The sequence below is a fragment of the Flavobacterium odoriferum genome, assembly GCF_025499515.1.
Taxonomy (GTDB): Bacteria; Bacteroidota; Bacteroidia; order Flavobacteriales; family Flavobacteriaceae; genus Flavobacterium; species Flavobacterium odoriferum.
The window spans coordinates 20,351-45,887 of the sequence record NZ_JAMKFA010000010.1 but is presented as its reverse complement, the minus strand read 5'-3'; the positions used below and the strand labels follow the sequence as shown (position 1 = coordinate 45,887).

Genomic DNA, 25,537 nt, shown 5'->3' with positions numbered 1-25,537 from the left:
AAAATGAAACATCTCTTTATTACAATTCTTCTTTGCGTATGTGGTTTATTATCCGCACAAACAAATTTCGAAAAAGGATATTATATAAATTTAAATGGTATAAAAACAGAAGGTTATATCAAGAATACTGATTGGAAAAACTCTCCAAATTCAATTGATTTTAAATCAAATTTAGAAGAAAATTCAATTGAAATAAATGCTTCTCAGATTTCAGAATTTGAGATTGAAAATAAGTTAAAATTCAAAAGGTTTAATGTAGATATTGAAAAATCATCGGTTAAATCTGGACAACTTACAAATAATTCAAAAACACCTCATTTTAAAAGTGAGGATGTACTTCTAAAAGTAATAATCGAAGGTAAAGCATCATTATACTATTTTTATGAAAATGGGATTGAAAAGTTCTTTTATTCAACAGATAAAATTAATATAGAACAATTGGTCTTTTTAGCCTATTTAGCAGATGAAGAAGATTATAATGCTAATAAAAAGGAAGGTCTTGATAACATCATTCCAAATTCAACAATACTTTACAATAGAATTTATAGAAAACAACTAAACCTAAATGTTAATTGCAATAATTCTAGAGATGATATTAGTAAATTAGAGTATTCAAAATCAACTTTATCAAATTTCTTTGAAAAATACAATGAATGTGAAAATGCAAGTTTTAAAAAATTTGAAAATGGGAATAAACCAATATTCAAATTAAAAGCATCTCTTATTAATAATTTTCATTCAGCAAATTTAACCAAATATGGAAGTGCTGATTACTCAGCAAACTTTGGTTCATTATATGGTATAGGTTTTGGTTTTGAAGCCGAATTAATATTACCTTTTAATAATAATAAATGGTCAATAATAATTGAACCTTCTTATAATAGCTATAAAAAATCAAAAAAACTTTATGCCAAATTTTCTCCATCTTTAGATGAACAAGAAGTAGAATTAAAGTATAATTATATACAAATACCAATTGGTTTAAGACATTATTTTTATTTGAATAATAATTTTAGTATTTTTATAAATGGACTATACAATGTAAAAATAAATAATGGTACTAATGGTGTTAAGTATAGTTTTAGTACTTCGGCAAATATGGATGTGTTTTCTAATCTAAACAATTTAGCCTTTGGAATTGGCTTTAACTATAAAAAATACTCTATAGAATCAAGACTATTTAGCAATACTCAAATATTAGAGAAAGCAAATCAAGAAAATAAAGCTGACTATAAAAATTTTTCACTTAACTTAAGGTATCAATTTTTATGATTTTTAAGAATCCGAATTTCAGTTGTTGAAATTCGGATTTTTTTATACAATATTAAAAAAAACTAAAATCTTTTTATATATTCGGCAAAACTAAACCCAATAAACTAACTAATGAAACAATTTACAATTGAAGAAATCAATGAAGTTCTTAAAGGAACAATCGTTGGTTCAATAACTACAAAAATTACAGCACCCGAAAAACTAGAAATAGCCAATGAAACTGAAATATCATTCATTGGAAATAAAAAATACGAGAAATTTTGGGCTACTTCAAAAGCATGTGTAGCAGTTGTAAACGAAGATATTTCAATCGAACCAGAAGAAAACAGAGCGTTCATTAAAGTAAAAAATGCCGATTTAGCAATGTCGCAAGTTTTGACCCTTTTTGCTCCTCCTCCACCCGTTTTTAAAACAGATATTCATCCTACTGCAACAATTGACGAAACTGCTCAAATTGGTGATGGTACAAAAATTGGGGCAAATTGTTATGTTGGTCCAAATGTAAAAATTGGAGAAAATTCTATTTTGTATCCAAATGTAATCATTTTAGACGAATGTACTATAGGCAAAAATACTACACTTTGGCCAGGAGCTGTTGTCAGAGAACGTTGTCATATTGGAAACGATTGTATTATTCATCCTAATGCAACTATTGGAGCTGATGGTTTTGGTTTCCGACCAGATCCTGAAAAAGGATTGGTAAAAATTCCACAAATTGGAAATGTAATTATCGGAAATAATGTAGAAATTGGTGCTAATTCATCTGTAGATAGAGGTAAATTCAGTTCAACTATTTTAGGTGATGGCTGTAAAATTGACAATTTAGTTCAAATCGGACACAATTCTAAATTAGGAATGTTCTGTATTATGGCTGGAAATAGTGGATTAGCGGGTTCTGTAACACTTGGAAATGGCGTAATCATTGGAGGAAGCGCTTCTATTAAAGACCATACAACTATTGGAGATGGCGCAATTATTGGCGCTGGTTCTGGTGTTGCTGCCGATGTTGAAGCAGGTAAGACAATGTTAGGATATCCAGCAATTGATGCTAAAGACGCACTAAGACAATGGGCAATTTTAAAAAGAATGGTAAACGATTCAAAAAAATAAACATCAGTTAAAAATTAAGACTAAATCCATCTAAAGAATTTATTTTTCAGATGGATTTTGTATTTTAGCCAACCAATAAAACAACAAAACCCAAATGGACATTAATTTCAATAAAAACGAAGATCATAACAAACTTTTACTTTCCGATTTAAAAAACCGATTCGCCCAAGTTAAATTAGGTGGCGGACCAAAACGTATCGAAAAATTACATGCTGAAGGAAAAATGACAGCACGCGAACGCATCGATTATCTTTTGGATGAAAAAGCAAAAAGCATTGAAATTGGTGCTTTTGTTGGCGACGGTATGTATAAAGAACACGGTGGTTGTCCTTCTGGAGGAGTTGTTGTAAAAATCGGATTTATTTCTGGAAAACAATGTATTGTTGTGGCTAATGACGCTACAGTTAAAGCAGGTGCTTGGTTTCCAATTACTGGAAAAAAGAATCTTCGCGCTCAAGAAATTGCCATGGAAAATCGCTTGCCAATTATCTATTTAGTGGATTCGGCTGGTGTATATTTACCAATGCAAGACGAAATTTTCCCAGATAAAGAACACTTTGGTCGTATTTTTAGAAACAATGCTATCATGAGCAGCATGGGAATTACCCAAATTGCCGCTGTAATGGGAAGTTGTGTGGCTGGTGGAGCTTATTTACCTATTATGAGCGATGAAGCCATGATTGTAGATAAAACTGGAAGTATTTTCTTAGCTGGAAGTTACTTAGTGAAAGCAGCTATTGGAGAAACTATTGATAATGAAACGCTTGGTGGAGCAACAACACATTGCGAAATTTCAGGTGTTACAGATTATAAAGCTAAGGATGACAAAGATGCTTTAAACAGAATTAAAAGTATCGTAGGCAAAATTGGTGATTTCGATAAAGCAGGATACAATCGTGTGAAAGCAGAAAAACCAGCTTTAGAACCAAAAGATATTTACGGAATTTTACCAAAATCAAGAGCTGACCAATACGATATGTATGAAATCATCAAACGTTTGGTAGATAATTCAGAATTTGACGAATATAAAGGCGATTACGGAAAAACCTTAATCACAGCTTACGCTCGCATCGATGGTTGGGCAGTTGGAATTGTTGCTAACCAACGTAAAATTGTGAAAAATGCCAAAGGTGAAATGCAGTTTGGTGGAGCAATTTATTCGGATTCGGCTGATAAAGCAACACGTTTTATTGCCAATTGTAACCAGAAGAAAATTCCATTAGTATTCGTACAAGATGTTACCGGATTTATGGTAGGATCCAAATCAGAACATGGAGGAATTATCAAAGATGGTGCTAAAATGGTAAACGCGATGGCAAATACGGTAGTTCCTAAATTTACTGTAATTGTCGGAAATTCATACGGAGCTGGAAATTATGCTATGTGTGGAAAAGCCTACGATCCAAGATTAATTTTCGCTTGGCCAAGTGCAGAATTAGCCGTTATGGGCGGAACGCAAGCAGCAAAAGTATTAGCACAAATTGAAGCTTCTTCTTTAAAAGCAAAAGGCGAAGTAATTGATGAAGTAAAAGAAAAAGAGTTATTCGATAAAATCAAAGCCCGTTACGACGAACAAGTTTCACCTTACTATGCAGCTTCTCGTTTGTGGACAGACGCTATCATTGATCCTTTAGAAACCAGAAATTGGATTTCTATGGGAATTGAAGCGGCTAACCATGCTCCTATTGAAAAGCAATTTAATTTAGGAGTAATTCAGGTGTAATAAACAAAAATTTAAAAACTTAATAACCACGAATACACGAATGTTTATATTTGTGCATTCGTGGCTTTTTTATGAAAAAAAAATTTTTCCAATCTTTCAAAACCAATATTTCAGGTATTTCTTTACCTGAAAAATTCACGTTCCCTTTTTATTACGAACCTCATGAACTAAGCATGATTGCTGCAACTGAATTGCAATCGTATTTAGAAACACAATCTGATTTTGAACATAATTTCGGATTGAAAGAAAATCAAGAAGGTTTAGTAATTGGAAAAATGTTTGGCGTTTTAGTTTGTCAGAATCAAGAAAATGAAATTGGCTATTTATGGGCTTTTTCTGGGAAATTGGCGGGTGTTAATCATCTTCCCTATTTTGTCCCGACGATTTTTGATATGTTGCAAGAAAATGGTTTTTTCCGAAAAGAAGAAGAAGTTTTAAATGCAATCAATCGTAAAATCGAAATTTTAGAAAATTCAGACGAACTTTATAATAAGAAAAATCAATTAGACGTTACGAAAATTGAAGCTTTAACCGATATTCAAAATCAGAAAGATAAAATCAAAAGATTAAAGTTGGAACGTGATGAAAAACGAATTTCATTCACCAATTTATCTTCATCTGAAATCGAACAATTAGAATTCGAACTTTCGGAAGAAAGTAAAAAAGAAAGCATTTTACTCAAAAAAATGACGAAATATTGGAATTTTCAAATCGAAAAGGCACAAAAAGAAGTCAATTTATTTTTAGATAAAATCAATCAACTAAAAGAAGAGCGCCGACAAAAATCGGGTGCTTTGCAACAAAAATTATTTGCTGAATATTCGTTTTTAAACCAATTTGGCGAACGAAAAAGCATTGGAGAAATCTTCAACAATAATCCACCTGCTGGAGCTGGAGAATGTGCTGCTCCAAAATTATTACATTACGCTTTCGAACATAATTTAAAACCCATTGCTATGGCTGAATTTTGGTGGGGACAATCGCCAAAATCGGAAATTCGTAAGCACAAACAATTTTATCCAGCTTGTAAAAGCAAGTGCGAACCAATATTAATGTCACACATGCTAAATGGTTTGGATATGGAAGCAAATCCATTTCAAGAAAATCCAGCGGAAGGAAAAAATATTGAGATTATTTACGAAGATGAAGTTTTAGCCGTGATTAACAAACCCGCTGAATTTCTATCTGTACCTGGAAAAATTATATCTGATTCTGTTTATCAAAGAATAAAAGATTTATATCCAAATGCAACAGGTCCTCTCATTGTGCATCGTTTAGACATGTCGACCTCGGGTTTGATGTTAATTGCAAAAGACGAAGAAACCTATATAAAATTACAAAGTCAGTTCATCAAACGAACTATTAAAAAGCGCTATGTTGCTTTATTAGATGGAATTTTAACTGAAGAGCAAGGTTTTATCGATTTACCGCTTCGCGTAGATTTGGACGATAGACCAAGACAATTAGTTTGTTACGAACACGGAAAACCAGCGCAAACTAAATGGGAAAAAATTCAAGTTAGAAATAACCAAACTCTGGTTTACTTCTATCCTATTACGGGAAGAACGCATCAATTACGAGTACATGCTTCACATGAATTGGGTTTAAAAACTCCAATTGTAGGTGATGATTTGTATGGAAAAAAAGCCAATCGTTTGCATTTACATGCGGAAAGTTTGACTTTTATACATCCAATTTCAAGAGAGGAACTCACAATTCAAAAAGAATCGGAATTTTAGTAACATTTTTCTAATTCTATCTACTTATATTTACAATAGAACTATTACAATATGAAAAAACTACTTTTGTTAGCCTTTGTTGGCTTAGGATTTCAACAAATTTCAGCTCAAGAAACTACTCGTAGAGATACCTTGCAAGGTGGATTACGCTTTGAAAGAACTTGTTTTGATGTACAGCGTTACAATCTTGATATTCAAGTATTACCGAGAACTAAAAAAATAGAAGGAAACAACGAAATTATTTTTAAAGTTGTAGACAATACATCTAAAATTCAAATTGATTTATTTGAAAACATGCAGATTGATTCTATTGTTTGGAATACAAAAAAACTCACGTACAAGCGAGAATTTGATGCTGTTTTTGTGAAATTCCCTTCAGAATTACCAAAAGGAAGTACACAAAATATTAAAATATATTATCAAGGAAACCCCAAAGTTGCTAAAAACGCTCCATGGGATGGAGGATTTGTGTTTTCTACCGATACAAAAAAACAACCTTGGATTGGAGTTGCGGTGCAAGGAACTGGTGCAAGTTTATGGTATCCAGTAAAAGACACACAAACCGATGAACCTGACAATGGAGCTTCTGTAAAAGTTGCAGTTCCTGATGGATTAATGAATGTTTCAAACGGACGTTTTTTAGGTTCGGAGAAATTAGCAAACAATTTCACACGTTGGGATTGGGAAGTAAAAAACCCAATTAACACCTATAATATTACCTTAAATATTGGTGATTATGTGCACATTCATGACAATCACAACGGTTTAGATTTAGATTATTATGTATTACGTGAAAATGAGGAAAAAGCTAGAAAGCATTTTGAAGACGATGTAAAACCAATGTTGGATTGCTTTCAATCTAAATTTGGAAAATATCCTTTTTGGGAAGACGGCTATAAATTAGTAGAAACACCATATTTAGGAATGGAACACCAAAGTGCTGTTGCTTATGGAAACAAGTATAAAAAAGGCTACATGGGCTTTGATATGTCAGGAACAGGTGTTGGGATGAAATTTGATTACATTACCATTCACGAAACAGGTCATGAATGGTTTGGAAACAGTATCACTAGTAAAGATATTGCTGATATGTGGATCCACGAAGGTTTTACAACCTATACCGAAACCGTTTTTGTAGAATGTACTCAAGGGTATGATGCCGCTATGAAATACATCAATGGGCAATCAAAAAACGTTAGAAACGACAAACCTATTATTGGTCAGTTTGGTGTAAACAGAGAAGGTTCTGGTGATATGTATTACAAAGGTTCATTACTGTTAAACACATTGCGCCACGTAGTAAATAACGATACAAAATGGTGGGCAATATTGTTGAAATATTCTGAAACGTATAAAAAACAAATTATTGATACACCAACAGTTATTGCATTTTTTAATGCTGAAACTGGCAGAAACTTGACACCAATTTTTAATCAATATTTGAATTATAAAAGCATTCCTCAATTAGAAATTAAGGGTTACAAAAACAGATTTCAATACCGTTGGAAAACAGAAGAACCAAATTTTGAAATGCCTGTTGATATTATGATTGGTGACAAAAAAGTAAGATTAAATGCTACTAACGAATGGAAAAAAGCAGGTGAAGTTATCGCAAGCTTTGAAGATTTGAAAGTACTAACGGATCAATTCTACATTAAAGCGAATTAATTTGATTTTCAACCATTTCAAAACGTTTTAATTTATTATTCGTTTCGATGAAATGAAGTATAAAATGAATTTCTTTTGGGCGCTCAAATTTTTCTAATTCATTGAAAATATTAGCTTCCAAAGGAAATTCTTCACCTTCAATAAATAAGGCAATCTTTTGCCCTAAATTATCATCTGGTAATCCTGCGATAAAAAAACGTTGATTAATTTTTAAAGCCAATTTAGCTTCTATTTGTTCAGGAAAATACTTAATTCCGCCACTATTAATTACGTTATCAAAACGTCCTAACCATTTGAATTTGTGTTCACTACAAATTTCTACTAAGTCATTAGTAACAATTGTTGAGGCAACAATATTTGGCGCGTGAATAACCAAACAACTCCTATCATCTTTAGAAATAGAAACATTTGGTAAAGTTTCAAAATACTCAGTTCCTATTCTTTTTGCGGCAATATGCGTAATGGTTTCTGTCATACCATACGTTTCATAAATTTCAGCATTGCAACTTTTTAATTGATGCGCTAATGTGTCTGTTAATTTGGCACCACCAATAATGATTTTCTTAAACTGATTCAATTTATCTAAACCCGCTTGCGCTTGTATAGGAACTAAAGCTACAAAATCATATTTTTTTGAAGGTAATAAATCATCTAAATGCGATGTTGGAGCAATTAAATCCATTTCTAAACCAACAATAATTGATCGTACAAACATCATCTTTCCTGCAATATATCTTGTTGGCAAACAATGTAGTACTTTATCACCAGGACGCAAATTAAAAAAATCAGCTGTGGCAATTGCCGAATTAACCATTGCTTGTTTTTGTAAAGTAATTAGTTTTGGGATTCCAGTGGTACCCGAAGTCATCAGTTCAATTGTATCTTTATTATCAATCCAATCCAATAAAAATTCACCAAATTCTTTTTCAAATTGAACGCCTTCTTTAATATAGCTATAGGCTAACTGAAACAATGCTTCTTTGTCTAAATGAAAACCATTAATTTTAAATCTATTATGAATATTTTTATAGTTTGGCATCATTTTCTATTGTTAAAAGTGGTATAATTTTATTCTTTTTCTTGATTTTGAACTTGAATTTGTTCCAGTTCTTGAAACTGTAAATTTTTATGATTTCCAATAAGTTTTTCATTCCAATTCTTCCATTTATAAACTTTTGAAAACAAGAAAATCAATAGAGGATAGATTACAAACACAGGTAAAAACGCTTCATAATCCAACGATGGTTCAGATAAATCTTTAAACACAGAATGCGTTTGAAAAACTGTAAAATCGGAAGTAATCAACAAAGCTGCCATCATGTTATTTGCTGCATGAAAGCCTAATGCTAATTCGGTTCCTTCATCCATAAGAGTAATAATTCCTAAAAAGAGTCCAGTTCCAATATAATATACCAAAATTAGATACCCCATTTTTTGCACTTCGGGATTAAAAATATGCATCGTTCCAAAAATCACAGAAGTCATTACTAACGGAAACCATTTATTTCTTGCTAAATTAAAAAAACCTTGCATCAAGTAACCTCTAAAAACCAACTCTTCAGTACTGGTTTGAATGGGCATCAAAACCAAAGTGATTACTGCTAAAATCAAAAACGGAATCAAATTAAACTGTAACTTTATTTCGGAAGGATCAACAAAATAAGATGTAACTATCATTGAAGATGAAAACAAAGCCCATATACCAAATGCAAAAAACACGCGTTTCCAATCTATTTTATTTCTCGAAGTAACAACAGAAATAAACGATTGATTATGTAATTTCCTAACAACAAAGTATAAACCAACTAGCGCAAAAACAAACGAAATCAGTATTAAAAACAAAAGTAAATTTGGTTCAAATAGTTTATATATATCACTTTCCGCAGATGGCATTTTCTTCGAAGTAAAACTTTTAACTAAAATAGCCAACAATAAAGGAACTTGTCCCATTATTGAAGCAATAAAGACAATAAGAGAACCTAACAAATATTTCCAAAACTCACTATCTTTTTTAAAACCTTGTGCTATAAACATAGTAGAAACGATTACTTTTGTGTAATTCTAAACAAAAATACGAAATGATTACCATTTACCACAATCCAAGATGCACCAAATCGAGAGAAGGTTTGTGCGAAATTGAAAATTTGAATAAATCGTTCACAATCAAAAAATATTTAGACGAACCTTTTACAAAAAATGAGCTGAAAGAAGTTATCAAAAAACTAAATATCAAACCTTTAGAATTGGTTAGAACCAAAGAAACCATTTGGATTGAAAACTACAAAGGCAAACAACTTACAGATGAAGAAATTATTGATGCTTTATTATTACACCCAAAATTAATTGAACGCCCAATTGTTGTAATTGGAAATAAAGCAATTATTGCACGCCCAAAAGAAAAGATTAACGAATTACTATAGCAGTTTTAACAAACATTTAGGAAAGTAAGCTTAAACCTAAGACTATTTTTGCAGTCTTAGTAGAAAAACCCTTTATGAACAAGAAAAACCTTTTATTGGTACTTAGTTTATTTATAAGTACAATAGTATTAGCACAAAGACCTGAATCAAAAAAAATCACCATTTCTGGTAAAGTCATTGAAAAAGGAAGCAACCAGCCTTTAGAATATGCAACAGTGATTTTTGAAAATGCAAAAAGCAAGCAATTATCAGGAGGAATTACTGATGAAAATGGTAATTTTAAATTTGAAATTAATGCCGGTAGTTACAATGCAAGAGCCGAATTTATTTCTTTCAAAAATGTAAATATTCCTCAAAAAGAGTTTACTTCAAATACAGATTTAGGTATAATTTCAATGGAAGCCGATGCTGCACAACTTGATGATGTGGTTGTAATTGCTGAGAAATCTACAGTAGAAATAAAATTAGACAAACGCGTTTACAACGTCGGTAAAGACATGATGGTCAAAGGCGGAACGGTTAGTGATGTTTTAGATAATGTACCATCAGTAACAGTGGATGCTGAAGGGACTGTTGCTTTGCGTGGTAATGAGAATGTAAAAATATTAATCGATGGAAAGCCATCGGGTTTAGCAGGAATTAATATTGCTGATGCTTTAAAATTATTACCTGCAGATGCTGTTGAAAAAGTAGAAGTAATTACCAATCCGTCAGCACGTTATGATGCTGAAGGTGGTGGTGGAATCATCAATATTGTAATCAGAAAAGGGAAAGCCAATGGTTTAAACGGTTCAATTATGGTAAATGCTGGTGATCCAGAAACTTATGGTGTAAGTGCAAATTTAAACAAGAAAACAGATAATTTTAATTTGTTTTCAAACATTGGATATAACTACAGAACCAATCCTGGGAACACAAAGGTGGATGCCGAATATTTCAATTCAGATGGTTCAACAAGTCGATTTATCAATGAAAGAAGAACAAACGATAGATTAAGCAAAGGTTTTAATGTTAATTTTGGTGCTGATTTGAATATTACAAAATCGGCAACATGGACAAATGCAGTTACTTTTCGAAAAAACAAAGGTGAAAATCCAGATGATGTATATTTCTATAATTACGATGCAGCATTTAACCCAACATTTGTTAGAAATCGTTTAAATGATCAAACCAGTGATGAATTTAGTATAGAATATTCAACTAATTTTACTAAAAACTTCAAAAAAGAAGATCACAAATTAACTGTAGATGTTGCAATTTCTCAAAATAGAGAAAATGAAGATGCTACAATTTATGACCAAATTTTAGGAGATACTTCTACTCTAACTACAGAAGGTACTACGAATAAAAATGACCAACAACGTAACTTATTCCAATTAGATTATGTATTACCAATTGGGAAGAATGGAAGATTTGAAGCTGGTTATAGAGGTAGTTTCCAAAACAATTTAACCGATTTTATAGTAACTCCAGATAATTCCGATTTTTCAAATAAATTAGAATATGTAGAAAATGTAAATGCACTTTACACACAATATGGTTCAAAAATTAATAAGTTTTCTTATTTCTTTGGATTACGTTTTGAAGACAGTCATATAGAAGTAAATTCATTGTCATTAAATGATTATAACACTAAAAAATACAATAATTTATTCCCTTCTGCAACCTTAAACTACGAATTCTCTGAAAGTAGTTCATTAAGTTTAAGCTACAGCAAAAGAATTAATCGTCCAAGAGGTCGTTTCTTAAATCCAGTTTCTTCATTATCAAGTAATATCAATGTTTTTCAAGGAAATCCAGATATTGATCCATCATTAACAGATGCTATTGATTTAGGTTATTTGAAAAAATGGAGCAAGGTAACCTTTAACACCTCTGCATATATTAATGTTACCAATGATTCATTCCAGTTCATTAGAAAAGAATCTGGTTTATTTGTTGATGGTGTTCCGGTAATTTTGAGTACGCCAATTAACTTAGCAAAAGAATACAGAGCAGGTTTTGAATTTAACGTAAATTACTCACCATACAAATGGTGGAGATTGAATGGAAATTTCAATGCATTTAGAAATGAAACACAAGGAGATTATTCATATGTTGATTACTTAGGAAATACAATTACCCAAAATTTTGACAATGTAGCTTTAACTTGGTTTACTAGAATTAGCTCTAAAGTTACATTACCATACAAAATTGATTGGCAAACAAACGGAACTTACAATGCACCTCAATCAAACGCACAAGGAAAATCCTTAGGTGTAGCTTCAATGAACCTAGCTTTTAGTAAAGATATTTTAAAAGACAAAGGAACAATTGCATTAAATGTTAGTGATGTTTTTAATTCAAGAAAAAGAATTATGGAAACTGAGATTCCTAATGTAGTAAGTTCATATAGCGAAATGCAATGGAGAGAACGTCAAATTATGTTATCGTTTACGTATCGTTTTAACAAACAGAAAAACGAAAGAGACAGACAACCAAAACGTGAAGACAATGGTGGTGATGGTGATTTTATGGGTAGACCTTAATTTTTACTCAACAAAAGCAATAAAAAAAAGTCCCGATAATTCGGGACTTTTTATTTTTAAAAACTAAAAAATTAATTTTCTAGTTCAGCTTGTCTTTTAGCTCTTTTCTCTTTAATCAACTCCATGATAGCACCGCCCAACCAATAGTGAACAAATCCTACTAAGAATATCATCAACCAAAAACCAATAGTTAAAATGGTTAAGAAAAGTAAAAAACCTAGGTACTGTTGAAATTCAAACATGATTTTTCCGGAATTTATGAATTCTTGTCAAAGATAAGTGGAATATTTATTTTGAACAATATAAACGTTAATTATTTTACAGCTTTTAAAACCACTTTTTCATTTTAAAATAAACAAACATGAACAAAACCACTAATATCATAACACCCCAAATGATGAAATAACCATTATCCCACTCTAACTCAGGAAAATACTTAAAGTTCATACCATAAACACCTACAATGAACGTTAAAGGCAAGAAAAACATAGAAACCACTGTCAATGATTTCATTACCTCATTCATTTTATGATTTTGAGCCGAAAAAAAGTAACTCGATGCACTTTCTAACGTAATTAAATCGGATTCAATTTGTTCTAAAAGTTCCAAACATTTTTGATGTAATCTTGAAAAAAAAGAATAATTTTCGGCCTGAATATCATTAAACACATCGTCATCTTTCATGCTCTTAATCGAATATAACGAATCACGCAAAGGAATAATAGAGCGTTTCAAGAAATTAAAATTATCCCGATGTTTTTCAATCAATTCTAAAACTTCCGGCTTTGTGCTGGATTTTGAAAGATTTATAATTTCGTCTACTCTATCTTCTTCACTTTCGATTGTAATGTAAAAATTTTCAATAATTGCATCTAACAATAAATACAACAAAAAGTCAGCTCTTTTGGTTCTAACCACTCCCGAATTGGTTCTAATTCGTTCGCGAATATGAGTAAAAAAATCACTTCTTTTTTCTTGAAACGACAACAAAACATTGTCTTTCAAAATAAAACTAATTTGTTCGTAATTAATATTATCTGAATTTTCAATTGGCAAAAGCGATTTCACATTAAAAAATAGAATATTGTGATATTCTTCTAGTTTTGTTCGCTTAGTAGTATTCAAAATATCTCCAATTATAAAGCTATCAGCTTCAAATTTTTCACCAATTTTTGCAATAATTTCAGGTTCGTTCAATCCATGAATGTTAAGCCAATTAACCTTGGAAGTATCAATAGTATCTTGAATTTCATCTACATGAAGTTGCTGTATTTCGGTAACATCATCAGCATTATAAACGAATAACTGAATTTCTGTTGGCGTATCTTTATGACTACCAGTATATTCCAATGTACTTGGATGAACTTTTCTTCCTTTTTTATATTTAATTTTTCTCAAAACAAATAAATTTTGACATAAAGATAGGAGTTTTTAAAAATGAGAAGTATTTTTACTCAAATTTATTTTTAATGCAAACATTATTCATCAATATAAAAGAACTTTTACAAGTTAGAGAAAATCACATTGACAAAATTTCTGGTTCAGATATGGCTATTTTGCCTAAAATTGACAATGCTTTTCTCCTAGTTAATGATAATTTAATTTCCGATTTTGGTCCTATGGAAAATTGTCCGACTATTCCAAATGCTGAAATTATTGATTTTACTGGTAAAGTGGTTTTACCAACATGGGTAGATAGTCACACTCACATAGTTTACGCAGGAAATAGAATTCAAGAATTTGTAGATAGAATTAATGGTTTGTCGTACGAAGAAATTGCCAATCGTGGTGGCGGAATATTGAATTCGGCTAAAAACCTAAACGAAACTTCAGAAGACGATATTTACGAGCAATCAAAATTGCGTTTAGAAGAAGTTATGCAACAAGGAACTGGTGCGGTAGAAATCAAATCTGGTTATGGATTAACGGTTGAAGGCGAATTGAAAATGCTTCGAGTTATTAAACGTTTAAAAGAAAATTATCCAATTGCGATAAAAGCTACATTTCTTGGTGCACATGCTTTTCCTCTTGAATACAAAGAAAATCATTCGGCTTATATCGATTTGATTATCAATGAAATGTTACCTAAAATTGCTTCCGAAAATTTAGCTGATTATATTGATGCTTTCTTAGAAACAGGTTATTTTTCGGTAGACGAAACAATAAAAATCATGGAAGCTGGAAGAAAATATGGTCTCGAAGCAAAAATTCATGTCAACCAATTTACAGCAATTGAAGGAATCAAAGCTTGTGTAGAAAATGGAGCTTTATCAGTTGATCATTTAGAAATTGTAACCGATGAAGATATTGAAGTGTTGAAAAACAGTAAAACAATGCCAGTTGCTTTGCCAAGTTGTTCTTATTTTATTAGTATTCCCTACACGCCAGCTCGTAAAATGATGAATGCAGGTTTGCCATTAGCTTTGGCTACAGATTACAATCCTGGCACCACGCCATCTGGAAATATGAATTTTGTAGTAGCAACCGCTTGTATCAAAATGAAAATGACACCTGAAGAAGTTATCAACGCTGCAACTATCAACGGAGCTTATGCTATGGGAATTTCAGAAACTCACGGAAGTATCACAAAAGGTAAAAAAGCAAATCTTATTATTACAAAACCAATAATGAGTTTTTACCAACTACCTTATGCATTTGGTACAAATTTGATTGATAAAATAATGATTGAAGGAAAATTTATTTAATATGCTAAAAACAATTTTATTTGTTGGGATTGGCGGTGCAGTTGGGAGTGTTTTTCGCTATTTGACGCATTGGATAACCACAAAATATTTTCAAAGTTCATTTCCAATAAGCACTTTATTGGTGAATGTTTTTGGAAGTTTATTAATTGGATTATTTATTGGATATATCTCAAAATATTTTCCTGAAAATCATCCGTTAAAATTTTTATTGATTGTTGGCTTTTGTGGTGGATTTACAACTTTTTCAAGTTTTGCAATTGAAAATTATAATTTATTTCAAAATAATCAACAAGTAATGGCTTACTTATATATTATTACTTCGATAATTTTAACCATAACCGCAGTTGGAATTGGTAATTATCTTTCAAAATTTTTATAAAAAAAATCCCGATAAATTAATTCTATCGGGATTTTCTATTGAGAAAATTTAGGGGATATTATCTCAAATTAAAACTTGTTTTTGATACTAATTCAGAATTTTTATCAAATACATTTACAAAGTAAGTTCCTGCAGCAAAATCTTTACCCGCAACTTCTTCATTTACTTGAACTGTTTTGTTTTCGTATTTTACAGTTGTAATAAAACTATACGTTAAAGTTTTATCACCTGCTGGAATTGTTTTCTTTTCACCTAAAATATTATTTTTACTGTCAATTATTTGAACATAATATTCTCTGTTTCCTGTTTTAGCAATTTGATTTTCAGCAATTAAAAAGCTTACTTTTAATTTATCTGCTCTTCCTGCTTTATCTGTTTCAATTTGTTTTCCTGAACTTCTTTCTTTAACTGCTAAAACTTTTAAGTTTAAAACAGCCAATTTAGAACCTTTTTCAACGGTTTTAGTTAATCCTTCGTTTTGAACTAATAAAGTGTCATTAAACTTTTTTGCATCATCTAAAACCACTTTTGTACTATCCAAACTTGAAGTCAACGTTACATTTTCTTCTTTTAAAAGTTTGTTTTCAGCAACTAAATTATCCATCTCACCTTTTAATTTAAGATAAGAAGCTTTGTATTTAGCCATTGCAGCCACATCTCCCTTGGATTTTTCAACTTGTTCTAAAAGTTCTACCATTTTTGCTTGTTCAGCTTGGAGCTCATCTTTTAAAGCAGTATTATCGGCAATCATTACATCATACTCAGCAATTTTTGCTTTTAATTCTTCTGCTAATGTTTCTTTTTCAGTTGTAAGGGTGTTAACCGTCTCTTTGTTGTCGGTTGTTAACTTGTAAATATAGCCAATGCTCCCTAAAAGTAATAAAGCTAAAACAACTATCGCTGCTTTAAGTCCTGAATTGTTTGATTTGTTTTCCATTGTAATTGTTTGTTCGTAGGTTAAATTGTTCACCAAAAGTACGACTAAAAAAAGTATTTTTGGTATTTATATAACGAAATTTATTTTAAAATAGTACATTTGAAAGGCTTTTTAAAACATTTTATGGAAAATATTATCTTGCTTAATCAAAATGAATTAGCAAAAATTACACATCACAGAAGTGGTGAAATAAAGTTTGGAGAAAAAATAATTACTGTTCCTAAAGATACTAATATTTTAGAATTTATGGCTTCTTGTGAAGCAAAATTTGTGCTTTTTGGGATTACAGAAGACATTGGCGTTAGAGCTAATTTAGGAAGACCAGGAACAGCTACAGCCTACCAAAGTGCATTAAATAGTTTAGTAAACATTCAACATAATAAGTTTTGTAAAGGAAGTAATCTTTTGGTTTTAGGACACTTAGATATAACTTCTGAAATTGAAGCGGCACAATCGTTAGATTCAAAAATTAAAGAAGAACGTAAAGAGCTTTTTAAATTAGTTGAAAAAATTGATGCTGAAGTTTCTCATGTTGTACACCAAATTGTAAAAGCAGGAAAAATTCCAATTATTATTGGTGGTGGACACAATAACGCTTATGGAAACATAAAAGGATTAGCTCTTGCTAAAGGAAAACCTGTAAATGCAATTAACTTTGACGCCCATACCGATTTTAGGATTTTAGAAGGAAGACATTCAGGAAATGGATTTAGCTACGCCTATGAAGATGGTTTTTTAAAGAAATATTTCGTTTTTGGTTTGCATGAAAATTTTGTTTCAAAAAGTGTTTTCAATACATTGAAAGAATTAACTTCAAGAGTAAAATTTGTTACCTATGAAGAAATTGAAGTAAAACGCGAAAAAAACTTTGAAACCGAACTTGAAAATGCATTAGAATTCATTAAAAATGAACCTTTTGGTATTGAACTTGATTTAGACGCTATTCCAAACATTCCTTCAAGTGCTATGACATTGAGTGGTTTTAGTGTAGATAAAGCTCGTCATTATTTATACTACTTTGGCAAACATCAAAACGCTTCTTATTTACATATTTGTGAAGGTGCTCCTGAACTTGATGATTCAAAAAATAATCATTTAACAGGAAAATTAATTGCTTCAATGATTACTGATTTTATGAAAGCAAAAGCTTAATTCTACATCAAAAATTAAAACACTACCTTTGTACTCTTATTGAAAGTTCAATAGGACTAATAATATTATATGACATTTAACGATTTAAAATTATACAACAACATACAACAAGCATTGGAAGAAGAAGGATACACTAATCCTACTCCTATCCAAGAACAAGCCATTCCTGAAATTTTATTAGGACAAGATTTAGTGGCTTGTGCTCAAACAGGAACTGGAAAAACAGGTGCGTTTGCCATTCCTATTTTAAATTTAATTCACCGCATAGTTGGTTCTGCAAAAAAAGCAAAGCACATTAGAACACTTGTGGTTACGCCAACTCGTGAATTAGCTATCCAAATTGACGAAAGTTTTAAAACCTACGGAAAATATACTAATGTTAAATCGTTAGTTATTTTTGGTGGTGTAAATCAAATGTCGCAAGTAAATGAATTAAAAAGCGGTATTGATGTTTTAATAGCAACGCCTGGAAGACTTTTAGACCTTCATAAACAAGGGTTTATCGATTTAAATCATATGCACCATTTGGTTTTAGACGAAGCCGATCAAATGTTAGACATGGGCTTTATTAATGATGTAAAAAAAATCATCAAATTAACACCCGATAACAGACAAACCTTGCTTTTTTCGGCAACGATGCCATTAGCAATTAGAGAATTAGCCGATACTTTTTTAACTAAACCAAAATATATTTCGGTAACACCAATTTCATCTACAGCTGAAAATGTATCTCAAAAAGTATATTTTGTAAATAAAGACGATAAAAGATTGTTATTAAAACAATTAATTATTGAAGAAAGTTTGAGTAATGCTTTAGTTTTTACAAGAACCAAACATGGTGCTGACAATATTGTTAAAGTGTTGAAAAAAGCACACATTAAAGCAGAAGCCATTCATGGTGATAAATCGCAAAATGCGCGTCAGCGAGTTCTGGAACAATTCAAAAATAAAGAAATTGATATTTTAGTAGCTACAGATATTGCTGCCAGAGGAATTGATATTGAGCAACTTCCGTTTGTAATTAATTTTGATATTCCAAATATTTCTGAAACCTATGTACACAGAATTGGACGAACAGGTCGTGCAGGAAATTCAGGTTTAGCGATTTCTTTTTGTGGAAAAGATGAAAAAGCATATTGGTTAGATATTGAGAAATTAATTCGCATGAAAGTTAAAGTGGTAACAGACCATCAATACACTTGGCGTGATGAAGAAATAAATCCAGATGCAAAGCCTGATTTAAGAAATAAAAACAAAATGAATCCGAATTCAAACTCAAGAAAATCGGAAGCTTCTAAGAAAAACAAAAAACGTTGGTATTAACCAACGTTTTTTGTTTTAATTTATAACTTTCTTCTTTCCTTCTCTTTCTTAATCAACGTTAACTCTCTACTGGTTTGTCCAGCAACTGAAGTATTTTCTTCTGCTCTTCTTATTAAGTAAGGCATAACATCTCTTACAGGACCAAATGGTAAATATTTAGCTACATTGTAACCGTTTTCAGCTAAATTAAAACTGATGTTATCACTCATTCCTAATAATTGACCAAAGAAGATGCGTTTATCATTTTTCGCAATTCCTTTTTCAGCCATTAATTGCATTAACTTATAAGAACTTTCTTCGTTATGGGTTCCTGCAAAAATTGCCATTTTATCAATGTTTTCAATCATGTATAAAACCGCTGCATCATAATTAATATCTGTAGCTTCTTTAGAAACACAAATTGGAGATTTTAAACCACGTTCTGCCGCTCTATCATTCTCTTTTTCCATATAAGCACCACGAACTAATTTCATTCCAATGTAAAAACCTTCTGATTTTGCTTGATCGTGCAAACTTTTCAAATAGTCTAATCTATCCCAACGATACATTTGTAACGTATTGAAAACAATGGCTTTTTGTTTGTTATATTTACGCATCATGTCAGCAACAATAGCATCTGCAGCATCTTGCATCCAATTTTCTTCCGCATCAATTAATAACAAAACGTCTTTTTCATGTGCTGTTTTACAAGCTAAATCAAAACGTGAAATTACTCGATTCCATTCTTGTTGTTCAGCTTCTGTTAAAACTGTCTTCTCTCCTACTTTTTCATATAAATCTAAACGACCAAAACCAGTTGGCTTAAAAACCGCAAACGGGATTGCTTCACGTTCTCTAGCAAATTCAATCGTTTTTAAAGTCATTTCTAAAGCTGCATCAAATTGAGCTTCTTCTTCTTTACCTTCCACAGAATAATCCAAAACTGATGAAACTCCTTTGGTAAACATATTATCAACTACTTTTAAGCAATCAACCTCATTTACACCACCACAAAAATGATCAAAAACAGTTGAACGAATTAATCCTTCAACAGGTAAATGGGCTTTTAGTGCGAAATTAGTAACGGCAGTTCCAATTTTTACAAGTGGTTGACTTGCAATTAATTTAAAAAGAAAGTAAGCTCTTTCTAGTTCGGTATCACTTTTTAAAGAAAAAGCAACTTGTGTATTGTCAAATATTTTATTCATGATATTTTTGATAAAAAGCGACACAAATATACATCAGTTTTTACGAATTTTAAATAAAAAATGCCTTATTTTGCAATAAAATTCAAGCTTTTTACATGCAAACAATTACAGCCAACAATTATAGTGTTTACTTTGATTCTAAAGGATATGAAACTTTAGCAGAAATGCTAAAACCTTCTCACTATTCTAAGATTTTTATTTTAGTTGACGAAAATACATCGCAATATTGTTTACCACATTTGTTAAACAATTTGGCAACTGAAATCGAAATTGAAATCATCGAATTGGAAGTTGGCGAAATTCACAAAAACATTGCTACTTGTACAGAAGTTTGGGGCGCCTTGTCGGATTTAGGTGGTGATAGAAAAAGTATTCTTATTAATTTAGGTGGTGGTGTAATTTCTGACTTGGGTGGATTTGTTGCTTGTACATTTAAAAGAGGAATTGACTTTATTAATATTCCAACAACTTTACTTTCTATGGTTGATGCTTCAATTGGAGGAAAAAATGGTGTCGATTTAGGAAATTTAAAGAATCAAATTGGAATCATTCGAGAACCAAAAGCTGTGATTGTTGATACGCAATTTTTAAGTACGTTACCTCAAAACGAAATGCGTTCTGGTTTAGCAGAAATGCTGAAACATGGATTGATTTTCGATAAAAAATATTGGGATAAATTTAAAAACCTAAAAAACTTACAAACAGAGGATTTAAACCAATTAATTCACCAATCAATTCAAATAAAAAACGAGATTGTTTGTGAAGATTTAACTGAGAATGGAATTAGAAAATCATTGAATTTTGGTCACACTTTAGGTCATGCAATTGAGAGCTATTTCTTAGAAAATGACAGCAAAACAAGTTTACTTCATGGCGAAGCAATTGCAGTTGGAATGATATTAGAAAGCTTTATTTCCAGAGAAAAAGAATTACTAACAAAAGAAGAATATCAGGAGATTAAATACATTATTAATGATATTTTTGAACGAGTTGAATTCTCACAAATCGATATCGAAAAAATCATTGAACTGCTGATTTTTGACAAAAAAAATGAGTTTGGAAAAGTTCAATTCGCCTTACTTGACGGAATTGGAAAAATTAAAATCAATCAAGAATCAGATAACGAATTGATTTACAAAGCTTTTGAAGATTATTCTGTGTAATTATTTTTTTATTTTTTCTTTATTTATTAGCCATTTTATTTTTTAACTTTGCCCTAATGAAAGGAAACAAAAAACAATCAAATTTCAATAGAACACTCGATAATAGAAATGCTGACATCTCTATAATTGGGCGATTCTTTTTTTCTATTTTTAGTTTTCATATTATCGATTTGTTTGAAATATCAAAGGCTTTTAGTGAAAAATTACTAATTCGCTTTGCCAATATTAGGGTTTGAAAATTGTGATTAAAAACCAATTTGTAACTTTTAATTTAATCCAAATTTTCAAAATGAACACAAAATATTACGACTTAATTAATCAAACTTTTTATTTTCCTCAAGAAGAATTTACTCTAAATAAAGATGAACTTCAATTTCATGGTATTGATTTAATGAAATTGGTTGAAGAATATGGAACTCCATTGAAGTTTACTTATTTACCTAAAATTTCGCAAAACATCAACCGTGCAAAAATGTGGTTTAGAAATGCCATGGAAAAACACGATTATGATGCGAAATATTTCTATTGCTATTGTACAAAAAGTTCTCATTTCGAATTTATCTTAAATGAAGCTTTAAAAAATAACATTCACATTGAAACTTCTTCTGCTTTCGACATTAATATTGTAGAAACATTAATGGAAGAAGGAAAAATCAATAAAAACACTTTTATTGTTTGTAATGGTTTCAAACGCGATCAGTATGTAACTAATATTGCACGTTTAATCAACAACGGACATAAAAATACGATTCCAGTAATTGATAATTTTGAAGAATTAGATTTATTACAAGAAGAAATTGACGGTAAATTTAAAATCGGAATTCGTATTGCTGCAGAAGAAGAACCAAAATTTGAGTTCTATACGTCTCGTTTAGGAATTGGTTATAAAGATATTGTTCCGTTTTACCGTAAGCAAATCGCTGAAAATAAGAAAGTTGAATTAAAAATGCTTCACTTTTTTATTAATGCTGGTATTCGTGATACTGCATATTATTGGAACGAATTATTAAAATGTATGAAAGTGTACATTGCTTTGAAAAAAGAATGTCCAACTTTAGACAGTTTGAATATTGGAGGAGGTTTTCCAATTAAAAATTCGTTAGCATTTGATTATGATTACCAATATATGGTAGACGAAATCTTAAATCAAATCAAAATTGCTTGTGACGAAGCAGAAGTTCCTGTTCCACATATTTTCACAGAATTTGGTTCGTTTACTGTAGGTGAAGCTGGCGGTGCGTTGTACCAAGTTTTATACCAAAAGAAACAAAATGACCGTGAAAACTGGAATATGATTGATTCTTCTTTCATAACGACGCTACCTGATACTTGGGCAATTAATAAACGCTTTGTAATGATAGCCGTTAACCGATGGAATGACACTTATGAACGGGTATTGTTAGGAGGATTAACTTGTGATGGAGACGATTATTACAATTCAGAACAACACATGAATGCTGTTTATTTACCAAAATACAACAAAGAGAAACCTTTATATATCGGATTCTTTAACACTGGAGCATATCAAGAAACAATTGGTGGTTTTGGTGGATTAAGTCACTGTATTTTACCACAACCAAAACACATTTTAATTGATAAAGATAAAAACGGAATTATAGCTACCGAAGTTTTTTCGGAACAACAAAAAGCAGAAGACGTTTTAGAAATTTTAGGTTACAACAAAAGAAAAGAACAATAAAATAAGAAATAATGAGCAAAGGACCAGTTAGTCAGTTTATAGAAAAACATTATCTTCACTTTAACTCTGCAGCTTTAGTAGATGCAGCAAAAGGATATGAAGAACATTTATTAGACAACGGAAAAATGATGATTACTTTAGCAGGTGCGATGAGTACAGCTGAATTAGGAAAATCGTTAGCCGAAATGATTCGTCAAGATAAAGTACATATTATTTCTTGTACTGGAGCTAATTTAGAAGAGGATATCATGAACTTGGTAGCTCATAATTCATACAAAAGAGTTCCAAATTACAGAGATTTATCACCACAAGAAGAATGGGATTTATTAGAAAATCATTATAATCGTGTAACTGATACGTGTATTCCAGAAGAAGAAGCATTTAGAAGATTACAATCGCATTTATTTGATATTTGGAATAATGCAGATTCTAAAGGAGAACGTTATTTTCCACACGAATTTATGTACCAAATGATTAATTCTGGAGTATTAAAACAATACTACGAAATTGATCCTGCTGATTCTTGGATGGTAGCTGCTGCTGAAAAAAACTTACCAATTGTAGTTCCAGGATGGGAAGACAGTACAATGGGTAACATTTTCTCTTCTTACTGTATCAAAGGTGAATTCAAAGCTACTACAATGAAAAGCGGAATTGAATACATGATGTGGTTAGCAGATTGGTATCCAAAAAATTGTGCAGGAAAAGGAATTGGTTTCTTCCAAATTGGTGGAGGAATTGCAGGAGATTTCCCTATTTGCGTAGTTCCTATGTTATATCAAGATATGGAAATGCATGATGTGCCGTTTTGGAGCTATTTCTGTCAGATTTCTGATTCAACAACAAGTTATGGTTCGTACTCTGGGGCTGTTCCAAACGAAAAAATTACTTGGGGTAAATTAGATATTCACACACCAAAATTCATCGTAGAGTCTGATGCTACGATAGTTGCACCATTAATGTTTGCTTACATTTTAGGGTGGTAAAATTTTTGAAAAAAATATTTCAAATTGTTTGAAAATATAGTTTTAGGATAGTACATTTGAACAAAATACAAGATTAAAAACTACCCAATGAAAAGAGTTATTGTTGATTACGCAAAATTAACAAATGAAATCTTAACCTTACTAGTTGAGAAATTTCCAGATGGATATGATGATTCAGACATCATACGTTTTAAGAACGCTAAAAATGAGACAATTGAGGCTGTAGAGGTTCGTACAACAGATACTATATTTTTAGTAAAAGTAAGTACAAAACTATCTGACCGAATTGAAAACTATGACGAAGATGATATTATCGAAGAAGAAGTTGTAGTAGACAAAATTGTTGGTCTAAAAGAGCTTGATATTGAAGATGACGAGGAGGATGAAGAGGAAGAAGAAAATGTAAACGATTCTGATGATCCAGAAGATATTGACGATGAAGATTAATATAAAAAAAGGGAAATCAAAGTATGATTTCCCTTTTTACTATAAGTATCTTTCTATAATAATATTTTTATGATGCAATTCGTGTCCTAAAATACAATACCCAATTCCTCTAGCAGATACACTCGCGTTAGAAGCTGTTCCAAGTTTTAACAAATCAGTTTCTGAAAGATTTTCAAACAAACTAATTGTAGCCTCTCTAACAATAATATATTCTTTTAATAAGCTCTCAAATTCACGTTCATTAGCATTTGCACTAATTACGTAATCATTTTCTTCAAATCCAGGTAAAGCAGTTGTATCATTTCTTGCAATTCGCAAAGCTCTGTAAGTAAAAATTCGCTCTGCGTCAATTAAATGTAATAAAAGGTCTTTGATTGTCCATTTACCCTCTTCGTATTTATATTCTTGTTTAAAAACAGGAATTGATTTAAAAAAATGAATCATTTCTTCTTTTTGATTAATCAAACCTTTTAAAATATTTTGATCCGAAACCAATTTAATATAATTCATTTGATATGGAACATACTCGTTTGTTTGTAAATTTTTCATTATTATAAGGTATAAAAAAAGCCTCTGTAAGAGGCTTGATATATTAAAGTTCTTTAAAAATTGTGTGCATCAAACGTTTTTTATCGTTGATACTTTCTTCTAAAGAAATCATTGTTTCTGTTCTGTAAACACCTTCGATGTCATCAATCATAAAGATAACTTCTTTAGCATGTTTAGTATCTTTTGCTCTAATTTTACAGAAAATATTAAATTTTCCAGTAGTTACGTGAGCAACAGTCACATAAGGAATTTGGTTAATTCTTTCTAAAACAAATTTAGTTTGCGAAGTATTATGTAAAAACACACCTACGTAAGCAATAAAAGAATAACCTAATTTTTCATAATCTAATGTCAACGAAGAACCTTGAATGATTCCTGCATCTTCCATCTTTTTAACTCTGACATGAACAGTTCCTGCAGAAATTAATAACTTTTTTGCAATATCTGTAAATGGAACCCTTGTGTTATCAATTAACATGTCCAAAATTTGATGATCTACTTCATCCAAACGAAACTTACTCATAAGTGCTTATAATAAATGTTAAATATT

Annotated in this window: 23 protein-coding genes; 15 read left to right on the top strand and 8 right to left on the bottom strand. The window is 30.9% G+C overall.

Translation table 11 applies throughout. The annotated features are described in order from the left end of the window. The first annotated feature begins 3 nt into the window (after positions 1 to 3). From M9Q43_RS08680 to M9Q43_RS08660, 5 genes are all read left to right on the top strand, one after another. Positions 4 to 1,272, top strand: coding sequence for a PorT family protein (locus M9Q43_RS08680; protein WP_262318539.1), 1,269 nt, complete (start codon positions 4 to 6; stop codon positions 1,270 to 1,272). Positions 1,273 to 1,383: 111 nt separating this feature from the next. Next, on the top strand, positions 1,384 to 2,382 hold the full coding sequence (gene lpxD / locus M9Q43_RS08675; protein WP_262318538.1) for a UDP-3-O-(3-hydroxymyristoyl)glucosamine N-acyltransferase: 999 nt from the start codon (positions 1,384 to 1,386) through the stop codon (positions 2,380 to 2,382). Between the two features lie 94 nt (positions 2,383 to 2,476). After that, positions 2,477 to 4,105, top strand: coding sequence for an acyl-CoA carboxylase subunit beta (locus M9Q43_RS08670; protein WP_262318537.1), 1,629 nt, complete (start codon positions 2,477 to 2,479; stop codon positions 4,103 to 4,105). Between the two features lie 71 nt (positions 4,106 to 4,176). Further along, positions 4,177 to 5,844, top strand: a complete 1,668-nt coding sequence (locus M9Q43_RS08665) for an RluA family pseudouridine synthase (RefSeq protein WP_262318536.1) — start codon at positions 4,177 to 4,179, stop codon at positions 5,842 to 5,844. Between the two features lie 51 nt (positions 5,845 to 5,895). Further along, positions 5,896 to 7,512 (top strand): M1 family metallopeptidase, encoded by a 1,617-nt coding sequence (locus M9Q43_RS08660; RefSeq protein WP_262318535.1) that lies wholly within the window; start codon positions 5,896 to 5,898, stop codon positions 7,510 to 7,512. On the opposite strand, the gene M9Q43_RS08655 is transcribed toward M9Q43_RS08660, so the two are convergent. Then, positions 7,499 to 8,554, bottom strand: coding sequence for an AMP-binding protein (locus M9Q43_RS08655; RefSeq protein ID WP_262318534.1), 1,056 nt, complete (start codon positions 8,552 to 8,554; stop codon positions 7,499 to 7,501). The genes M9Q43_RS08660 and M9Q43_RS08655 overlap by 14 nt on opposite strands. A 26-nt stretch (positions 8,555 to 8,580) precedes the next feature. Continuing rightward, positions 8,581 to 9,546, bottom strand: coding sequence for a CPBP family intramembrane glutamic endopeptidase (locus tag M9Q43_RS08650; protein WP_262318533.1), 966 nt, complete (start codon positions 9,544 to 9,546; stop codon positions 8,581 to 8,583). A 44-nt stretch (positions 9,547 to 9,590) separates the two neighbouring features. Here M9Q43_RS08650 and arsC point away from each other — a divergent pair, with 44 nt between their 5' ends. After that, a complete protein-coding gene (arsC, locus tag M9Q43_RS08645) occupies positions 9,591 to 9,932 on the top strand; it encodes an arsenate reductase (glutaredoxin) (RefSeq protein ID WP_262318532.1) in 342 nt (113 codons plus the stop codon). A 74-nt stretch (positions 9,933 to 10,006) separates the two neighbouring features. Continuing rightward, positions 10,007 to 12,460 (top strand): outer membrane beta-barrel family protein, encoded by a 2,454-nt coding sequence (locus M9Q43_RS08640; protein ID WP_262318531.1) that lies wholly within the window; start codon positions 10,007 to 10,009, stop codon positions 12,458 to 12,460. Positions 12,461 to 12,531: 71 nt separating this feature from the next. On the opposite strand, the gene M9Q43_RS08635 is transcribed toward M9Q43_RS08640, so the two are convergent. Together M9Q43_RS08635 and corA are read right to left on the bottom strand one after the other, a co-directional pair. Further along, positions 12,532 to 12,702, bottom strand: a complete 171-nt coding sequence (locus M9Q43_RS08635) for a hypothetical protein (protein WP_200778624.1) — start codon at positions 12,700 to 12,702, stop codon at positions 12,532 to 12,534. 85 nt (positions 12,703 to 12,787) lie between these two features. Further along, positions 12,788 to 13,858 (bottom strand): magnesium/cobalt transporter CorA, encoded by a 1,071-nt coding sequence (gene corA, locus M9Q43_RS08630; protein WP_262318530.1) that lies wholly within the window; start codon positions 13,856 to 13,858, stop codon positions 12,788 to 12,790. Between the two features lie 71 nt (positions 13,859 to 13,929). On the opposite strand from corA, the gene hutI reads away from it, so the two are divergent. Beyond that, positions 13,930 to 15,165, top strand: a complete 1,236-nt coding sequence (gene hutI / locus M9Q43_RS08625; protein ID WP_262318529.1) for an imidazolonepropionase — start codon at positions 13,930 to 13,932, stop codon at positions 15,163 to 15,165. Position 15,166: 1 nt separating this feature from the next. Beyond that, complete coding sequence (gene crcB, locus M9Q43_RS08620) at positions 15,167 to 15,544, top strand: fluoride efflux transporter CrcB (protein ID WP_262318528.1); 378 nt, start codon at positions 15,167 to 15,169, stop codon at positions 15,542 to 15,544. Between the two features lie 58 nt (positions 15,545 to 15,602). On the opposite strand, the gene M9Q43_RS08615 is transcribed toward crcB, so the two are convergent. Next, the gene (locus tag M9Q43_RS08615; RefSeq protein WP_262318527.1) at positions 15,603 to 16,481 is read right to left on the bottom strand and encodes a hypothetical protein; all 879 of its coding nucleotides are present in this window, start codon (positions 16,479 to 16,481) and stop codon (positions 15,603 to 15,605) included. A gap of 123 nt (positions 16,482 to 16,604) precedes the next feature. Between M9Q43_RS08615 and M9Q43_RS08610 the strand changes: the two genes are divergently transcribed. Beyond that, a complete protein-coding gene (locus M9Q43_RS08610; protein WP_262318526.1) occupies positions 16,605 to 17,633 on the top strand; it encodes a formimidoylglutamase in 1,029 nt (342 codons plus the stop codon). A gap of 69 nt (positions 17,634 to 17,702) precedes the next feature. Beyond that, positions 17,703 to 18,956 carry a DEAD/DEAH box helicase gene (locus tag M9Q43_RS08605; RefSeq protein WP_262318525.1) on the top strand — a complete coding sequence of 418 codons (1,254 nt, stop codon included), beginning with the start codon at positions 17,703 to 17,705 and terminating at the stop codon, positions 18,954 to 18,956. Between the two features lie 20 nt (positions 18,957 to 18,976). Here M9Q43_RS08605 and M9Q43_RS08600 read toward each other — a convergent pair whose 3' ends face one another. After that, positions 18,977 to 20,143 (bottom strand): proline dehydrogenase family protein, encoded by a 1,167-nt coding sequence (locus M9Q43_RS08600; protein ID WP_262318524.1) that lies wholly within the window; start codon positions 20,141 to 20,143, stop codon positions 18,977 to 18,979. Between the two features lie 95 nt (positions 20,144 to 20,238). Between M9Q43_RS08600 and aroB the strand changes: the two genes are divergently transcribed. From aroB to M9Q43_RS08580, 4 genes are all read left to right on the top strand, one after another. Beyond that, positions 20,239 to 21,306: a 3-dehydroquinate synthase gene (aroB, locus tag M9Q43_RS08595; protein WP_262318523.1), complete on the top strand. Its 1,068-nt coding sequence runs from the start codon at positions 20,239 to 20,241 to the stop codon at positions 21,304 to 21,306. Positions 21,307 to 21,595: 289 nt separating this feature from the next. Further along, the gene (locus M9Q43_RS08590) at positions 21,596 to 23,005 is read left to right on the top strand and encodes an arginine decarboxylase (RefSeq protein ID WP_262318522.1); all 1,410 of its coding nucleotides are present in this window, start codon (positions 21,596 to 21,598) and stop codon (positions 23,003 to 23,005) included. 11 nt (positions 23,006 to 23,016) lie between these two features. Continuing rightward, positions 23,017 to 23,991 carry a deoxyhypusine synthase family protein gene (locus tag M9Q43_RS08585; RefSeq protein WP_153200232.1) on the top strand — a complete coding sequence of 325 codons (975 nt, stop codon included), beginning with the start codon at positions 23,017 to 23,019 and terminating at the stop codon, positions 23,989 to 23,991. A gap of 87 nt (positions 23,992 to 24,078) precedes the next feature. After that, positions 24,079 to 24,438, top strand: coding sequence for a DNA primase (locus M9Q43_RS08580; RefSeq protein ID WP_262318521.1), 360 nt, complete (start codon positions 24,079 to 24,081; stop codon positions 24,436 to 24,438). A gap of 39 nt (positions 24,439 to 24,477) precedes the next feature. On the opposite strand, the gene M9Q43_RS08575 is transcribed toward M9Q43_RS08580, so the two are convergent. Next, a complete protein-coding gene (locus tag M9Q43_RS08575; protein WP_262318520.1) occupies positions 24,478 to 24,987 on the bottom strand; it encodes a DinB family protein in 510 nt (169 codons plus the stop codon). 43 nt (positions 24,988 to 25,030) lie between these two features. Continuing rightward, positions 25,031 to 25,510 (bottom strand): Lrp/AsnC family transcriptional regulator, encoded by a 480-nt coding sequence (locus tag M9Q43_RS08570; RefSeq protein ID WP_262318519.1) that lies wholly within the window; start codon positions 25,508 to 25,510, stop codon positions 25,031 to 25,033. Positions 25,511 to 25,537 lie beyond the last annotated feature (27 nt).

Bases quoted from the DNA above. Each gene is read 5' to 3' on its own strand.
- M9Q43_RS08680 (WP_262318539.1), top strand. From the start codon at position 4: ATGAAACATCTCTTTATTACAATTCTTCTTTGCGTATGTGGTTTATTA.
- M9Q43_RS08635 (WP_200778624.1), bottom strand. From the start codon at position 12,702: ATGTTTGAATTTCAACAGTACCTAGGTTTTTTACTTTTCTTAACCATT.
- M9Q43_RS08590 (WP_262318522.1), top strand. From the start codon at position 21,596: ATGAACACAAAATATTACGACTTAATTAATCAAACTTTTTATTTTCCT.
- M9Q43_RS08570 (WP_262318519.1), bottom strand. From the start codon at position 25,510: ATGAGTAAGTTTCGTTTGGATGAAGTAGATCATCAAATTTTGGACATG.
- M9Q43_RS08585 (WP_153200232.1), top strand. From the start codon at position 23,017: ATGAGCAAAGGACCAGTTAGTCAGTTTATAGAAAAACATTATCTTCAC.
- arsC (WP_262318532.1), top strand. From the start codon at position 9,591: ATGATTACCATTTACCACAATCCAAGATGCACCAAATCGAGAGAAGGT.
- M9Q43_RS08600 (WP_262318524.1), bottom strand. From the start codon at position 20,143: ATGAATAAAATATTTGACAATACACAAGTTGCTTTTTCTTTAAAAAGT.
- M9Q43_RS08640 (WP_262318531.1), top strand. From the start codon at position 10,007: ATGAACAAGAAAAACCTTTTATTGGTACTTAGTTTATTTATAAGTACA.
- M9Q43_RS08650 (WP_262318533.1), bottom strand. From the start codon at position 9,546: ATGTTTATAGCACAAGGTTTTAAAAAAGATAGTGAGTTTTGGAAATAT.
- crcB (WP_262318528.1), top strand. From the start codon at position 15,167: ATGCTAAAAACAATTTTATTTGTTGGGATTGGCGGTGCAGTTGGGAGT.
- aroB (WP_262318523.1), top strand. From the start codon at position 20,239: ATGCAAACAATTACAGCCAACAATTATAGTGTTTACTTTGATTCTAAA.
- M9Q43_RS08615 (WP_262318527.1), bottom strand. From the start codon at position 16,481: ATGGAAAACAAATCAAACAATTCAGGACTTAAAGCAGCGATAGTTGTT.
- lpxD (WP_262318538.1), top strand. From the start codon at position 1,384: ATGAAACAATTTACAATTGAAGAAATCAATGAAGTTCTTAAAGGAACA.
- M9Q43_RS08665 (WP_262318536.1), top strand. From the start codon at position 4,177: ATGAAAAAAAAATTTTTCCAATCTTTCAAAACCAATATTTCAGGTATT.
- M9Q43_RS08670 (WP_262318537.1), top strand. From the start codon at position 2,477: ATGGACATTAATTTCAATAAAAACGAAGATCATAACAAACTTTTACTT.
- M9Q43_RS08655 (WP_262318534.1), bottom strand. From the start codon at position 8,554: ATGATGCCAAACTATAAAAATATTCATAATAGATTTAAAATTAATGGT.
- M9Q43_RS08580 (WP_262318521.1), top strand. From the start codon at position 24,079: ATGAAAAGAGTTATTGTTGATTACGCAAAATTAACAAATGAAATCTTA.
- M9Q43_RS08605 (WP_262318525.1), top strand. From the start codon at position 17,703: ATGACATTTAACGATTTAAAATTATACAACAACATACAACAAGCATTG.
- M9Q43_RS08610 (WP_262318526.1), top strand. From the start codon at position 16,605: ATGGAAAATATTATCTTGCTTAATCAAAATGAATTAGCAAAAATTACA.
- M9Q43_RS08575 (WP_262318520.1), bottom strand. From the start codon at position 24,987: ATGAAAAATTTACAAACAAACGAGTATGTTCCATATCAAATGAATTAT.
- hutI (WP_262318529.1), top strand. From the start codon at position 13,930: ATGCAAACATTATTCATCAATATAAAAGAACTTTTACAAGTTAGAGAA.
- M9Q43_RS08660 (WP_262318535.1), top strand. From the start codon at position 5,896: ATGAAAAAACTACTTTTGTTAGCCTTTGTTGGCTTAGGATTTCAACAA.